The sequence below is a fragment of the Polymorphospora sp. A560 genome, from assembly GCF_045781765.1.
GTDB classification, from domain to species: Bacteria; Actinomycetota; Actinomycetes; order Mycobacteriales; family Micromonosporaceae; genus Polymorphospora; species Polymorphospora lycopeni.
Genome location: NZ_CP122282.1, coordinates 703,778 through 717,885, shown reverse-complemented (window position 1 = coordinate 717,885; position 14,108 = coordinate 703,778). Strand labels below are relative to the sequence as shown.

Below are 14,108 nucleotides of genomic sequence, written 5' to 3'. Positions count from 1 at the left end.
TCCTCAGCCCTTCATCGGCACGGCCGGCGGCGCGGCCTCTTCGGGGGCCAGGGTCTTGGTCAGTTGCGCGGTGAAGTCGGTGCCGCTGCCGGAGAGCGTGGCCTGGAACATCGGCTGCAGCAGGGCGTGGTCCTCGGCGCGTACGGTCGTCTTGCCCTTGACGCTGTCGAAGGTCCAGCCCTCCAGGCCGGCGACCATCTTGTCGACGTCGTCGCCACCTTCCTCGACGGCCCGGACGATCATCTGGGCGGCGGCGAAGCCGTCGGGGTGGAAGAGGTCGAGAACCCCGCCGGGTACGGCGGCCTTCGCGGCCCTGGCCGCCTCGTTGTCCGCGGCGCCGTCGAAGAAGTGGGAGAGGAACGAGATCTTGCTGCCGGCGGCGCCGAACGTCGGCCAGGAGGCCCGGATGTCCAGGCCGGTGACGACCGTGGTGGCGGTGAGCACGCCCTGCTGGTCGAGGGTCTGCCACATGGCGGGGGCGGTGGTGCCGGCCCAGGCGACGAAGAGCAGGTCGGGCTTTGCCGCGGTGAGCTGGCTGGCGAACGGGGTGAAGTCGGTGGCGCTCGCCGGGGCGAGCACGCTGGTGACGGTCGCGCCGGCACCACCGATGACGGCCTTGACGGCCTCCTCGTTGCTCTTGCCGAAGGCGCTGTCCTGGGCGAAGACGACGACCTTCTTGCCGGCGGCGTCGCCGATGAACGACTTGGCGGTCAGTACGTCCTGATAGGACTGCCGACCGGACCGGAAGGTGTACTTGTTGACGGCGGTGGCGCCGTCGGTCGCGGCCGGGCCGGAGATGAACAGCACCTTGTTCTGCGCGGCGAGCGGCGCGACCTGCAACGCCACACCGGAGGCGGTCGACCCGGCGAGGATCTTGTAGCCCTTGCCGATCAGGTCCTTGGCAGCCGAGACCGCCTTGGTCGGGTCGCCGGCGTCGTCGACCTCGGTGACCTCGACCGGCCGGTCGCCGATCTTGTTGGTGCCGCCGGTGGCGTGGGCGAGGCCGGCGCGGAAGCCCTCGATGTACTGCTTGCCGTACGTGGCCAGCGCACCGGACTGCGAGTAGACCAGGCCGACCTTGACGGGTGCGGCGCTGTCACCGCCACCGGTCGCGCTTTCCTGAGGGCTGCCGCACGCCGCCACGACCAGGGCCGCGGCCATCACAGTGGCAGCGGCGGTGAACACCCGCCGCGTCGTCCTAACGGTCATTGTCACTCCACGTGAAGAGACTCGGAGGGAAATCTCGTTGTCGGCCCACGCTAGGGAGTGACGTCACCCACGATCTATGTGGCGGAAACCCACAAGTAACGGCACGGAGGTATCTGCCCCGGACAGGTCGGACCGGCCGACATCGGCCGGAACGGCCATCGATGGCAGCCAGGGCCACGCCGGCCGGCCGTACTGTGTCGATCCGCACCACCGAACCGGGCTGGAGGTCACGACACGATAACGCGGACCGCCGTCGGGTGGGAGGTTTCCGCTCCCGCCCGACGGCGGCCGTGGATGACGCTCGGTGGCGCCCGGGCTAGCTCAGCGCCGCGCGGGCCGCGACGGCGGTGTCCGGGTGGTCGGTGAAGACGCCGTCGACACCGGCCGCGAAGAGCAGCTCGTACTCCGCGTAGATGTCGCCGCGGGCGTTCGGGTCGGTGCCGATGCGCAGGTCGACGGGGAGGAACTGGTTCTCCGCCCGCGACGTCCAGGTGTGCACGACCAGGTCGTGCCGGTGCGCGTCGCGGACCAGCTTGGTCGCCGGCAGCAGCCGGCCGGCGGCGTCGCGCGGCAGGACCAGGTTCTTCTGCGCGCCGATGCCGTCGGCGTAGCCCGCGATCCAGCGCAGGCCGGCCGGGGTCACCAGGTCGGCGTAGGTGCGGGGATCACCGGCGACGGTGAAGTCGTACGGGCGGCCGGACGCGTCGACGAGCTGCGCCAGCCGTACGTCGGTCAGCCGGGCAAGCTTGCGCAGGTTGGCGGTCTCGAACGACTGGATGATCACCGGATCCTTGCGCTTGGTCATGCCGTTGCGCTTGAGCACCTTGACCAGCGGTTCCTCCAGCGCCAGCCCGATCGACTGGAAGTAGGTGGGGTGCTTGGTCTCGGGGTAGATGCTGATCGTGCGGTTGCGGGCGCGGCCCTCCCGCTTGGCCAGGTCGATGACCTCCTGGAGGGTCGGCACCTGGAACTGGCCGTCGAAGGCGGTGTTCGTCGGGCGGACCAGCGGCAGCCGCTCCTTGGCCCGCAGCGTCTTCAGCTCGGCCAGGGTGAAGTCCTCGGTGAACCAGCCGGTGACGGTCACCCCGTCGATGGTCTTGGTGGCCCGCCGGTCGGCGAACTCGGGGCGGGTCGACACGTCGGTCGTACCGGAGATCTCGTTCTCGTGCCGGGCGACCAGCTCGCCGTCCTTGGTCGGCACCAGGTCGGGCTCGATGAATTCGGCGCCCTGCCGGATCGCCAGCCGGTAGGCCTCCAGGGTGTGCTCCGGCCGGTAGCCGCTGGCGCCCCGGTGCGCGATCACCGTCGGGCGGTCGGATGCCCTGGTCCCCTTGTCGGCCACGGCCGGGGCACTCGGGACCGCCACGGAACCGACCACCAGCAGCGCGCCGGCCAGGCCAAGGGCGGAAAGGGTACGTCGCAACGCCGTCTCCTCGTCGTCGGGTGCGATCACGTGCGCGCGGGTACGGCGCACTCGCGGCCCGAGTCAAACGGCGCGCCACGACCATCGATTGATCCGCACCTGTCCATCCGGTGAACCTCGCGGGTGGGACTGGTGGACCGGCCGCCGCCCCCCACCGGGCCGCTGGGCCGAAGCGCGGGCCGGTCCCAACCGGAGGCCGGCTTCACGGATCCACCACCGGCCGAACACCGAGCGTGATATGAACAGCGACGATGCGCCGGCCGCTGCAACACCCCGCCCGGATCGTGCCGCTGGCGTTCCTGTGCGCGATCGCCGTGGGCACGGTCCTGATGCTGCTGCCGGTCACCCGGGAGGGGCCGGGCGGGCCAAGCTTCGTCACCGCACTGTTCACCGCCACCTCGGCGATCTCGGTCACCGGCCTGACCGTCGTCGACACGGCCACCTACTGGTCCGACACCGGGCACGTGCTGATCCTGGTCCTGGCACAACTCGGCGGCTTCGGCATTCTGGCCATGGCGACGCTGGTCAGCCTGCTGGTCTCGCAGCGGCTCGGGTTGCGCAGCCGGTTGGTTGCCCGGGCGGAAAGCAGCCTCGCGCTCGGCGACGTGGGGCGGGTGCTCGGCCGGATCGCGCTGACCATGCTCGTCTGCGAATCGGTCATCGCCGTCTTCGTCGCCGGACGCCTGTGGATCCACTACGACTACCCGTTCGGCCGGGCCGTCTGGTACGGCGTCTTCCACGCCGTGCAGGCGTTCAACAACGCTGGTTTCGCCCTCTACAGCGACAGCTTCGTCCGCTTCGTCGGCGACTGGTGGATCTGTCTGCCGCTCGCCGCGGGCATGGCCGCCGGCGGCCTCGGCTTTCCGGTGCTGTTCGAACTCGCCCGGCGGCTCGGCCGCCCGGCCAACTGGTCGACACACACCCGGCTCACGGTGTGGGGCGGGCTGGTGCTCGCCGTCGTCGGCCTGCTGGTCTTCCTCACCTTCGAGTGGAGCAATCCGCTCACGCTGGGCCCGCTCGGCGTCGACGAGAAGCTGATCACCGCGATCTTCCAGGACATGTCGACCCGGGCGGGTGGCTTGAACAGCCTGGACTTCAACGCGATGAACACGGAGACGACCGTGGTCGCGATCGTGCTGATGTTCATCGGCGGGGGCAGCGCCAGCACCGCCGGCGGCATCAAGATCACCACTTTCTTCCTGCTGGCGTTCGTGATCTGGGCCGAGGTGCGCGGTCAGCCCGACGTGGTGGTCGGCCGGCGCCGGATCGCCGAGACCACCCAGCGGCAGGCGATCACGATCGCGCTGCTCGGCGTCGCCCTGGTCACCGGCGGCACGTTGCTGCTGATCGCGCTCACCGACGGGCTGGCCCTGGACCGCGCCCTGTTCGAGGTCACCTCGGCCTTCGCCACCGTGGGGCTGTCCACCGGCCTGACGCCGAATCTGCCGCACAGCGCACAGATCGTACTGATCGTCCTCATGTTCATCGGCCGGGTCGGCACGATCGCGGTCGCCTCGGCGATCGCGCTGAACGCCCGCACCCGGCTCTACCGATATCCAGAGGAGCGTCCGATTGTTGGCTGACGACCAGGCCGCGCCGGCAGGGCCGATGGGTCCGGCGCGGGGCGCGGGGCAGGCACCCACCGCCGCGGAAGGTGTCGCGGTCCTCGGGCTGGGCCGGTTCGGCGGGCAGGTCGCGGCATCCCTGCTGCGGCTCGGGCACGAGGTGCTCGGCGTCGACGAGGATCCCAAACTGGTGCAGCAGTGGTCCGACCGGCTGACCCACGTGGCGCAGGCCGACACGACCGACAACGAGGCACTGCGTCAGCTCGGTGTGCCCGATTTCGGTCGGGCCGTGGTCGGCATCGGCACCGACATCGAGGCCAGCGTGCTGACCGTGCTGGCGTTGACCGAGGTCGGGGTCCAGGAGATCTGGGCGAAGGCCATCTCCACCAAGCACGGCAAGATCCTGTCGGCGGTCGGTGCCCAGCACGTCATCTACCCGGAGGCCGCGATGGGCGACCGGGTCGCCCATCTGATCACCAGCCGGATGCTCGACTTCATCGAGTTCGACGACGGCTTCGCGATCGCCAAGATCCGCGCGCCGGAGGACATGGCGGGCCGCAACCTTGCGGACATCGGCCTGCGGACGAGGTGGGGCGTGACGGTCGTCGGGGTCAAGACGCCGGGGCGGGAGTTCGACTACGCGCAGGCGAGCACCGTCATCCCCGCCGGCAGCGTGCTCATCGTGGCCGGCACGACCGAGCAGGTGCAGGAGTTCGCCGCCACCACCTGACGGGCACCCGCCGCTCAGTCGTCATCGTCATCGTCGTCGTCGCTGTCGTCATGACCGTGGCCGTTGTTGTTCTTGTTCTTGTTGTTCCCGTTCCCGTTCCCGTTCCCGTTGTTGCCGTTGCCGTTGTTCCCCTTGTTTCCGTTGCCGCGGTTGCCGGACCCGCGGTCGCTGACCTTCTCGGTGCGGCCGCTGTCGGCGGTGGCCGGTGGCGGGGCGGCGCCCTGCGGGTTGGCGCCCGCGACGGCACCGCCCACCTGCTCCTGCTGGCCGGCGACCCCGCTGACCCGTACCTCGCACGGCTCGCCGTCGAGGTGGAACCGCACCGGAAGCGCGTTGGCCGTCGCGTACGTCCCGGTCAGCGTGATCTTGACCGCCGCGCCGGCCGGGAGCGCGTCGGTGCCGGCGGGGGGCCGGACGACCACGTCCCGCCCGGCCTGCCGCCACGCCACCGGCTCGCCGTGGACCATCGTCTGGTCGCCGGGCAACGCGAAGGTCAGCGTCCAGCCCTGCCGGACGCGCCCGTCGTTGGTGAGGGTCAACTCGGCGTCGAACGCCCGGCCCGAGTCCGAGCGCAGCGCGTAGTCGACCTGGCAGGCCGCGGCCGGCTGGTTGCCCATGGCCAGGCTCGTCGGCTCGTCGCCGGTGGCCGGGCTGCCGGTGCTGGCCGCCCAGCCGACACCGGTGACCGCGAGCATGGCGGCACCGGCCATCGCGGCACCGACCCGACGGCGGACGCCCGGCGTACGCCCGGACCACCAGCGCCGCACCGGACCGGGAGCCGGCGTGCCGGTCGACGCCGGCAGCACCCCGGTCGCCGCGGCGCCCGGCAGGATCGTCGTACCGGCGAGGGCCAGGCTGCCGTCCGCGTCGCCGGCCGCCCCGACGGGGGCCGGTGACACCGGTACGATCCCGGCCAGCCCGACCGTGGTCGCCAGCGTACGGGCGACCTCGGCGCTGGTCGGCCGGTCGGCCGGTGTCTTGGCGAGGCAGCGCCGGACCAGGTCGGCGACCTCGTCGGGCAGCCCGTCGACGGGTGGCAGCGGCGCCGGATCGGCGTGCCGGTGGTTACGCAGCATCTGGGTGGTCGTGTCCGCCTCCCAGGGCAGCCGGCCGGCCAGGCAGCGGTAGAGCAGCAGGCCCAGGGCGTACACGTCGGTGGCCGTCGAGACCTGCCCGGCGTCGAGCCGCTCCGGCGCCAGGTAGGCGGGGGTGCCGAGCAGCTTGCCGTCCGGGTCGGTGTCGCTCTCGCCGGCGAGGGCGGAGATGCCGAAGTCGACCACCTTGGCGCCGGTGGCGGTCAGCATGACGTTGCCCGGGGTCACGTCGCGGTGCACGACGCCACGGGCGTGTGCCGCGGCCAGCGCGGACGCGACCTCGGCGCAGACGGCGACCGCGTGCCGCCAGGGCAGCGCGCCGTACCGGCCCAGCCGGGCTTCCAGGGACTGCCCGTCGACCAGTTCCATGACCACGTACGGGACGGGTACGCCACCGGTCCAGTTCTCGCCGAAGTCGTAGACGTTGGTGATGTGTGGGTGGATCAGCCGGGCCGCGGCCTTGGCCTCCACCCGCAGCCGGTGCCGGAACGACCGCTCGGAGGCGAGTTTGGCGGCGAGCACCTTGATCGCCACCTGCCGGCCGAGCACCTCGTCGTAGCCGCGCCAGACCACCGACATGCCGCCGGCGCCGAGTTCCTCCACCAGCCGGTAGCGGCCGCCCAGCAGCTCGTTCCCCACCCCATGCATGATCGGATGGATGCCCCCGGACCAGGGATTTCAATCGCGACAACCGAAATCGGTCAGCGGCACCGGCCGGCGCCGCCCGGTCAGCCGACGGTCAGGAGCTGGTCGACCGGGGCGTACTCGTCGGTGAGGACGCGGGCGCCGTCGACGAAGCGGTCGAGTTCGGCGCCGGCGAGCAGGGTGGCCGGCTCGTCGATGGAGGTGTCGAGCCCGTGCCGCAGGGCGTCGAGGTCGAGCGGGGTGTCGGAGGCGACGATGAGGAAGTTGGCGCCCTCTTCGCCGGCGAGCCCGGCCGGCGGGGCGACGACGGCGATGTTCGGGAAGACGGCGGCGACGGTGGCGAGCTGGGCACGGATGAAGCGCAGCGGCGGATAGTCGATCACGTTCATCACGTAGATGCCGCCGGGCCGGGTGATCCGGTGCACCTCGGCGGCCATCTCCCGGGTCGCCAAATGCCAGGGCACGGTCAGGTGGCCGAAGGCGTCGCCGACGACGAGGTCGGCGCTGTCGGTGGGGCGCTCGGTGACCAGCATCCGGGCGTCACCGACGACCGGTTCGAGGTCGGGGCCGGGGCGTACGTCGAGTTCGCGTTCGCCGAGTTCGACCAGCCCGCCGTCGATCTCGAAGACGATGTTGTCGGTGCCGGGCCGGGTCGCGGTCAGGTAGCGGGGCACGGTGAACCCGCCGCCGCCGAGGTGTACGGCGTCGAGCGGCTGGCCGGGCGGTGCCATCACGTCGGCGACCGCTCCGATCCACTGGGTGTAGGCGAACTCCAGGTGGGTCGGGTCGGCGAGGTCGACGTACGAGTGGTGGGCCGAGTTGAGCACCAGCAGCCGGCCGGTGGAGTTGTCCGGGTCGACCTCGACGGACGCGCAGTGGTATTCGGTCTCCACGTCGCACGGGTCGGGGGCGACGGTGGAGACGGTCACCGCGCCCAGACCGACGATCGCGACGAGCACCTTGGTGCCGGTCCGGCCGGGGATCGGCACGCCGCCCTGCCGGCGCAGGTAGCCACCGACGATGAGGCCGGTGACGCCGAGCACCACGGCGAGCCCGAGGATGATCACGGTGCTGCTGAAGACGGCGACCAGCACGAAGCCGGTGCCCAGGGTGGCGGTGATCGCGCCGAGGGTGCCGATGCTGGACAGCTTGCCGACCACCTGGCCGGTGTGCCGCAGGTCGCCGAGTTGCAGCTTGACCACCAGCGGGGTGACCGCGGAGAGCAGCGCGGCGGGCACCACGACGGCCAGCGCGACGAGCAGCAGCATCCCGGGCGCCGCGCCGCCGCGCAGCAGCTCACCGGCGTAGCGGACGACCGGGAGGGTGACCGCGGTGGTGATCGCGGAGATCACCAGGGCGGGGGCGAGCAGGGCACGCGGGTCCCGGCGGTCGGCGAGCCACCCGCCGAACCAGGTGCCGTACGCGATCGCGGCCAGCGCGATGCCGATGACCGAGCTGGTGACCTGGAGGGTCACCCCGACGTACGGCCCGACCAGGCGCAGCGCGGCGGTCTCCAGGACCAGCACGGCGCCGCTGGACAGGAAGACGAGCGCGGCGGCGAGGCCGTTCGGGAGCGGGCGGCGCAGCTCGTCGGCCGCCTCCGTGGTCGCGGTGTCCATCGCTGCGATGGTACGCAGCCCGGCTGAGCGCTTCCGGTCAGACCGGAAGGTCAGATCATCGATAGATGGACGTGGTTGGTGTGGTCGCCGGCCGGACTGCCGCCGCCGTTGTAGTTGCTCCAGCCGGTGCCGGGCATCCAGATCTGGCGGTACCAGATCACGTAGAGCACGCCGAGCCGGCTGGCGTTCTTGATGTAGAACGCGGCGAGGTTGTTGCCGTAGGTGCGGTCGCCCCCGGTGGCGTGCACGTTCTGGAAGCCGCTGGTCGCGGCGGAGAAGTCACAGGCCCGCCCCTTGGGGTGCTCGCCGCTGCCGCCGCTGCGGTAGCAGGAGACGTAGCGCTTGAAGCCGGCCACCTTGGCCTCGTTCATCGCGTGCAGGGTGCGCGGGGTGATGCATCCGGAGGTGGTGGGGTCGTCGACCGTGCACGACTCCTTCGGCCAGGAGCCGTTGGAGTTGCGTGGCGCGGGCTTGGCCGCCGGCGAGTTCGCGTTGACGTAGCCGCCGCTGGCCCCGCCGCCGACCGCGGCCAGCGCGCGCTCGGCGTCCTTCTTCTTCTTGGCCATGATGGCGAGCTGCTTTTCCTGCTCCTTGACCTCGTTGTCCATCGCGGCCTTGGCCCGGTCGGCCTGCTCGCGGGCCTGGGTCAGGGCGACCAGTTGCCGGTTCTCGTGCCGCGCGATCGTCTCCAGGCCGGCGGCTCGTTGCAGGAACGCCTCGGGCGACGCGCTGTTGACCATGATCATGACCGCCGACAGCCGGCCCCGACGGTAGGACTCGGCGGCGACCAGGGCCACCTCTTCGGTCAGCGCGGCGAGGTTGGCCTCGACCTTCTGGAGCTCCAGGGTCAGTTCGAGCTGGCGCTTCTGGGAGTTTTCCAGGGCCGCCTTGGCCTCGACGTGCCCCTTGGACGCCGCTTCGAGCGCGTCGCGCAGGTTCTTGCTGCCGCCCTCGTTGGGCGGCGAGCCGGGTGCGGCGAGGACGGCGCCGCCCGGGGAGCCGACGAGGACCGCCGTAGCGGTGAGGACCGCGGCGAACAGCGCCACCGCGCGGCGCCGGAGCAGGGCCGTCCTGGGCACGAAAGCGGATCCTTCCGTCGGCCGCCTGAGCCCCCCGGCCGGGTCGCGCACCATGCGTGGCGCCCCTGTCACTTTCGGCGGCGACCCCGCGCACCGGTGCTAATGGCGTCGGTCGGCGACGCCACCGGGCGGAGACCGCCGGCCAGCATACCGGACGGCGCAAGGGCGCCGCGCGATCCACAGTGGAAGATCCACACCTTCGAAAGGTAGGCTAGCCTCGCCTAACTGACTGTGCGCGAGGAGAGCGGATGCTCAGCTCCGAAGCCCGGATCGTCACCGACCGGCCCGGCCGATACCTGACCCAGCTCTGCCGGCACTTCGCTCACAAGATCACCACCGAGTGGACCGACGAGCGCGGTTTCGCCGACTTCGGCTTCGGCACCTGCACCCTCCTCGCCGAGGACGGCACCCTGGTCCTGCGCGCCGAGGGCGCCGACGAGCCCGGCCTGTCCCGCGTCGAATACGTCGTCGGCGACCACCTCGAACGCTTCGCCGCCCACGACGGCCTCACCGCCCACTGGAGCCGCCCCGCACCGGCCTGACCACCCCACGACGGCCATCGGCCGTGGGGGTCACACGCCGGCCGTACGCAGCACCTCGCGCACCTCGTGCCAGATCTGCTCACTGGCGGCCGCCACCAGGCCACTCCCCTCACCGCTCGCCTCGTACGGGCTGCCGTCGAGGCGGCACGCCACCCCGCCCGCCTCCCGGACCAGGAACGAGCCCGCGACGTGGTCCCACGGCAGGGTCCGCCAGAAGACGGCGAAATGCTGCACCCCGGCGACCAAATCGGCGTACTCCCGGCCGGCGCAGTGCACCCCGGGCAGCACCTCACCGAGCACGCTCGCCCGCTCCCGGAACGCCTCGCGCACCCCGGGCGGGAAGAACCGCGTCATGATCGGCCCACGCAGACCACCCGGCGGGGGCGGGTCGGCGCTGATCCGCATCCGCACCCCGTCCACGTACGCGCCGGAGCCGGCCTCGGCGACGGTCAGGCTGTCGCCCACCGGGTCGTGGATCCAGCCGGCGACGGTCGTACCGCCCCGCACCAGCGCCACCATGATCGCGAACGGCGTACGGCCGGCGGCGTAGTTGGCGGTGCCGTCGATCGGGTCGACGACCCAGACCGGGTCGCTCCCCCGCAGCCGGGCGAGCAGCGCCGGATCGGCCGCCACCCCCTCCTCGCCGACGACCACCGAACCGGGCAGCAGGGCGGTCAGCCCGGCGCTGAGCACCTCCTCGGTGCGCTGGTCGGCGACGGTCACCACCTCGCCGGGCGCCTTCTCGGTGACGTCGGCGGCGGACAGCCGCCGGAACATCGGCAGCACGACCTCGGTGGCCGCCTCCCGGATCAGCGCCGAAACCTGCTCGATCATCAGTTGCGCGGGGGCAGCTTGACCACGCTGACGAAGAACTCGTCGATCTGGCGTACGACCGCGATGAACCGCTCGAAGTCGACCGGCTTGGTCACGTAGGCATTGGCGTGCAGCTGGTAGCTGCGCAGGATGTCCTCGTCGGCCTGCGACGTGGTCAGCACCACCACCGGAATCCGGCAGAGCTGCTCGTCCTTCTTGATCTCGGCCAGCACCTCGCGGCCATCCCGGCGCGGCAGGTTGAGGTCGAGCAGGATCAGGTCGGGGACGACCGCGTCGGCGTACTTGCCCTCACGGCGCAGGTAGGCCAGCGCCTCGGCGCCGTCGGAGACGACCTGGAGCCGGTTGCGCAGTTTGTGCTCCTCGAACGCCTCCTGGGTCATCAGGACGTCGCCCGGGTCATCCTCGACCAGGAGCACCTCGATCGGGCTCCTGCCATCGGCGGGTGCGGTCACGCCACAGCCTCCTTCACACCGTCCGGCCGGTCCGCCGGCTCGCCGTCCCCGGTGTCGGCCACGTCGGACCCGTCCGGCTCGTCGGGCGCCGGCTCGTCGGCGACCACGGGAAGAGTAAAGCGGATGGCGGTCCCCCCGGTGACCTCCGGGTCCACCCAGATCCGGCCACCGTGATACTCCACGATCTTCTTGCCGATCGCCAACCCGATGCCGGTGCCCGGATAGGCGTCCTTGGAGTGCAGGCGCTGGAAGATCACAAAGATCTTGTCGGCGAACTCCGGCTCGATCCCGATGCCGTTGTCCTGGCAGGTGATCTCCCACTCGTCGTCGACCCGACGGGCCGAGACGCGGACCCGCACCGGTTCGTCCGGCCGCCGGAACTTGATCGAGTTGCTGACCAGGTTGACCAGGAGGTTGGTCAGCAGCGGCTCCTCGCCGTGCACCACCGGCAGGTCCGACCAGGTCACCTCGCCGCCGGCGTACTGCCGGGCCGCCTCGGTCTGCCCGGCCACCTGGGTCATCACCTCGTTGAGGTCGACGTCGGTGAAGCCGGTGGTGAGCCGGCCGATCCGGGAGAACGCCAGCAGGTCGTTGATCAGGCGCTGCATCCGCTGCGCGCCGTCGACCGCGAACGCGATGTACTGGTCGGCCCGCTCGTCGAGCTGCCCGGCGTAGCGGCGCTGCAGCAACTGGCAGAAGCTGGCGACCTTGCGCAGCGGCTCCTGCAGGTCGTGCGAGGCCACGTACGCGAACTGCTCCAGATCGCGGTTGGACCGCACCAGTTCCTCGGCCTGCTTCTGGAGCTGACTGTTGATCCACTCGATGCGGGTCCGGGCCTCACGCACCTCGGCCAGCTCGGCGGCGATCCGGCGGCGCATGCCGTCGACGTCCCCGGCCAGCGCGGCCAGCTCGGGCGGGCCGACGCCCTGGATGTCGCGCTGGTAGTCGCCCTCGGCGACCAGGCGTACCTGGCTGGCCAGGTGGGTCACCGGGTCGATCACCAGCCGGTTGATCAACAGGATCAGCGCCGCGGCGGCGATCAGGACCACGGCGGCCGCGGTCACCAACAGGACGACCAGGGTGTTACCGGTCTGCCGGGCGTCGGCCGCGATCTGGTTACGCAGCGCCAGGATCTCCGCCTGGAGCTGCTGCACCTCCGAGCGCAGCACGTCGAAGCGCACCCGGGCCCGCTCGTCCAGCAGCGGCTGGGCCGCCTCCGTGCCCCTGCTGTCGACCGCCTCGATCACCGGTACGGCGATCTCCAGCCGCCACTGCTCGGCCTGGTCGCGGATCTGCCCCACCCGCCGCCGGATTTCCGGCTCGTCGGTCAGCAGGCCGTCCATCTGGGTCAGCAGGTCACGCTCCTGCTCGACGCCGCGCTCGTACGGCACCAGGTCGACCGGGTCGCCGCTGACCGCGTAGCCCCGGATGCCGGTCTCCTGGTCGAGCAGCGTGCCGAGCAGCGCCTCACTACCGGTACGCAGCGGGCCGCTCTTGTCGAGCAGGGTGTCGAGGTGGGTGCGGTTCTGCGCGGCCTGCACCACCCCGATCGTGGCCAGCGCGGCCAGCAGGACCCCGACCAGCACACACATCGTGGTGACCCGCCGGCGCAGCGTCCACTTCCGGCCGTTCACCGCCCGCCGCCCCGGCTCACCAGCAGCATGGCGACGTCGTCGGCGAGCGGGCCGCCGTTGGCCAGCTCGGCCCGCCCGACCAGCCAGCCGGGCAGTTCGTCGAGCGGCACCCGCGCGGTGTCCGGATGGCCGACCAGCTCGGTCAGCCCCGGGACGTCGAGCCGCTCGCTGCCGCCACCCACCCGCCCCTCGATCAGGCCGTCGGTGTACATCAACAGGGACCAGTCATCACTGTCGAACTCCAGTTCGAAGGCGCGTGGGGGCCGCGGCCGGACACCGAGCAGGAGCCCGCCGGGGGCGGGTACGGGCGCGACCCGGCCGCCGGAGAGCAGCAGCGGCGGCGGATGGCCGGCCAGCCGTACGGTGGCCCGGTTGCGGGAAAGGTCGAGGCGGACCGCGGCGACCGTCGCGAAGATCTCGCGGAGCCGGCGCTCGCTCATCAGGACCTGCTCCAGCGCGGGCAGCACGGCGTCGTCGGGCACCCCGGCGAGCACCAGCGCCCGCCAGGCCACCCGCAGTTCGACGCCGAGCGCGGCCTCGTCGACCCCGTGCCCGCACACGTCACCGACGATGAGGTCGACCCGGTCGGGCGAGGTCTGCACCACGTCGTAGAAGTCGCCGCCGATCAGCGCCGCGTGCCGGCCCGGCCGGTAGAACGTGTGGACCTCGACCTCGCGGGTCGTCATCAGCGGCTGGGGCAGCAGGCCGCGTTCGAGGCGGGCCGACTCGGCCTGACGCAGCTCGGCCTCGCGCAGCCGGCGGGCGTTCTCGTCGGCCCGCTTGCGCTCGACCGCGTAGCGCAGCGCCCGGGTCAGCAGCACCCCGTCGACCTGGCCCTTTACCAGGTAGTCCTGGGCGCCTTCGGCGACCGCCCCGACGCCGAGGTGCTCGTCCTGCCGGCCGGTAAGCACGCAGACCGCCGCGCCGGAACTCATCGCGAGCACCTGGCGCAGCCCGTCGAGTCCCTGCGAGTCGGGCAGTCCGAGGTCGAGCAGTACGCAGTCGACCGCGCCGATCTGCTGGCGGGCCTGGGTGATGCTGGTGGCGACGACCAGGTCCATCGCCGCATCGGCCTCGGCCAGCAGTTCGCCGACCAGGAACGCGTCGCCCTCGTCGTCCTCGACGAGCAGCACGCGCAGCCGCTCGACCTGCGGAACCGGTAGTCCCGCACCGAGCCGGGCCCGCGGCGGGACGACGGAGGAACCGGTCACCACGGCACCCCTTCGGATCGCATCTGCGCCACTCTTCCCGGACGGTCGCTGATCGTCGGTCGCGGCGACCC

At 71.8% G+C, this 14,108-nt stretch carries 12 protein-coding genes; 3 read left to right on the top strand and 9 right to left on the bottom strand.

Translation table 11 applies throughout. From position 1 onward, the window contains the following. Positions 1–3: 3 nt before the first annotated feature. Both QCD66_RS03330 and QCD66_RS03325 read right to left on the bottom strand, forming a co-directional pair. Positions 4–1,209, bottom strand: coding sequence for a substrate-binding domain-containing protein (locus QCD66_RS03330; RefSeq protein WP_364210642.1), 1,206 nt, complete (start codon positions 1,207–1,209; stop codon positions 4–6). Between the two features lie 316 nt (positions 1,210–1,525). After that, positions 1,526–2,632, bottom strand: coding sequence for a glycerophosphodiester phosphodiesterase (locus QCD66_RS03325; RefSeq protein WP_375734418.1), 1,107 nt, complete (start codon positions 2,630–2,632; stop codon positions 1,526–1,528). Positions 2,633–2,883: 251 nt separating this feature from the next. Between QCD66_RS03325 and QCD66_RS03320 the strand changes: the two genes are divergently transcribed. Together QCD66_RS03320 and QCD66_RS03315 are read left to right on the top strand one after the other, a co-directional pair. Further along, positions 2,884–4,215 carry a TrkH family potassium uptake protein gene (locus QCD66_RS03320; RefSeq protein WP_375734388.1) on the top strand — a complete coding sequence of 444 codons (1,332 nt, stop codon included), beginning with the start codon at positions 2,884–2,886 and terminating at the stop codon, positions 4,213–4,215. A 25-nt stretch (positions 4,216–4,240) separates the two neighbouring features. Next, positions 4,241–4,927, top strand: a complete 687-nt coding sequence (locus QCD66_RS03315) for a potassium channel family protein (protein WP_375734419.1) — start codon at positions 4,241–4,243, stop codon at positions 4,925–4,927. Positions 4,928–4,941: 14 nt separating this feature from the next. On the opposite strand, the gene QCD66_RS03310 is transcribed toward QCD66_RS03315, so the two are convergent. The 3 genes from QCD66_RS03310 to QCD66_RS03300 form a co-directional block, all read right to left on the bottom strand. Next, positions 4,942–6,669 carry a protein kinase domain-containing protein gene (locus QCD66_RS03310; protein WP_407566996.1) on the bottom strand — a complete coding sequence of 576 codons (1,728 nt, stop codon included), beginning with the start codon at positions 6,667–6,669 and terminating at the stop codon, positions 4,942–4,944. An 80-nt stretch (positions 6,670–6,749) separates the two neighbouring features. Further along, positions 6,750–8,285 carry a fused MFS/spermidine synthase gene (locus tag QCD66_RS03305; RefSeq protein ID WP_375734390.1) on the bottom strand — a complete coding sequence of 512 codons (1,536 nt, stop codon included), beginning with the start codon at positions 8,283–8,285 and terminating at the stop codon, positions 6,750–6,752. Positions 8,286–8,335: 50 nt separating this feature from the next. Then, entirely contained in the window at positions 8,336–9,364 is a 1,029-nt protein-coding gene (locus QCD66_RS03300) for a coiled-coil domain-containing protein (protein ID WP_375734391.1), read from the bottom strand. Between the two features lie 248 nt (positions 9,365–9,612). Here QCD66_RS03300 and QCD66_RS03295 point away from each other — a divergent pair, with 248 nt between their 5' ends. After that, a complete protein-coding gene (locus QCD66_RS03295) occupies positions 9,613–9,906 on the top strand; it encodes a DUF2218 domain-containing protein (RefSeq protein WP_364210624.1) in 294 nt (97 codons plus the stop codon). Positions 9,907–9,936: 30 nt separating this feature from the next. Here the strand turns inward: QCD66_RS03295 and QCD66_RS03290 are convergent, their stop codons facing one another. Genes QCD66_RS03290 through QCD66_RS03275 form a run of 4 tightly spaced genes read right to left on the bottom strand, consistent with a single transcriptional unit; the run spans position 9,937 to position 14,037 of the window. Beyond that, positions 9,937–10,740, bottom strand: coding sequence for an inositol monophosphatase family protein (locus QCD66_RS03290; protein ID WP_375734392.1), 804 nt, complete (start codon positions 10,738–10,740; stop codon positions 9,937–9,939). Next, positions 10,740–11,192, bottom strand: a complete 453-nt coding sequence (locus QCD66_RS03285) for a response regulator (protein WP_375734393.1) — start codon at positions 11,190–11,192, stop codon at positions 10,740–10,742. Before QCD66_RS03285 ends, QCD66_RS03290 begins: the two co-directional genes overlap by 1 nt. Beyond that, positions 11,189–12,784, bottom strand: a complete 1,596-nt coding sequence (locus tag QCD66_RS03280) for an ATP-binding protein (RefSeq protein WP_375734420.1) — start codon at positions 12,782–12,784, stop codon at positions 11,189–11,191. Before QCD66_RS03280 ends, QCD66_RS03285 begins: the two co-directional genes overlap by 4 nt. Positions 12,785–12,822: 38 nt before the next feature. Beyond that, positions 12,823–14,037, bottom strand: a complete 1,215-nt coding sequence (locus QCD66_RS03275) for a SpoIIE family protein phosphatase (protein ID WP_364210615.1) — start codon at positions 14,035–14,037, stop codon at positions 12,823–12,825. Positions 14,038–14,108: the final 71 nt, after the last annotated feature.

Bases quoted from the DNA above. Each gene is read 5' to 3' on its own strand.
- QCD66_RS03330 (WP_364210642.1), bottom strand. From the start codon at position 1,209: ATGACCGTTAGGACGACGCGGCGGGTGTTCACCGCCGCTGCCACTGTG.
- QCD66_RS03320 (WP_375734388.1), top strand. From the start codon at position 2,884: ATGCGCCGGCCGCTGCAACACCCCGCCCGGATCGTGCCGCTGGCGTTC.
- QCD66_RS03315 (WP_375734419.1), top strand. From the start codon at position 4,241: ATGGGTCCGGCGCGGGGCGCGGGGCAGGCACCCACCGCCGCGGAAGGT.
- QCD66_RS03310 (WP_407566996.1), bottom strand. From the start codon at position 6,669: ATGCATGGGGTGGGGAACGAGCTGCTGGGCGGCCGCTACCGGCTGGTG.
- QCD66_RS03305 (WP_375734390.1), bottom strand. From the start codon at position 8,285: ATGGACACCGCGACCACGGAGGCGGCCGACGAGCTGCGCCGCCCGCTC.
- QCD66_RS03295 (WP_364210624.1), top strand. From the start codon at position 9,613: ATGCTCAGCTCCGAAGCCCGGATCGTCACCGACCGGCCCGGCCGATAC.
- QCD66_RS03290 (WP_375734392.1), bottom strand. From the start codon at position 10,740: ATGATCGAGCAGGTTTCGGCGCTGATCCGGGAGGCGGCCACCGAGGTC.
- QCD66_RS03280 (WP_375734420.1), bottom strand. From the start codon at position 12,784: ATGTGTGTGCTGGTCGGGGTCCTGCTGGCCGCGCTGGCCACGATCGGG.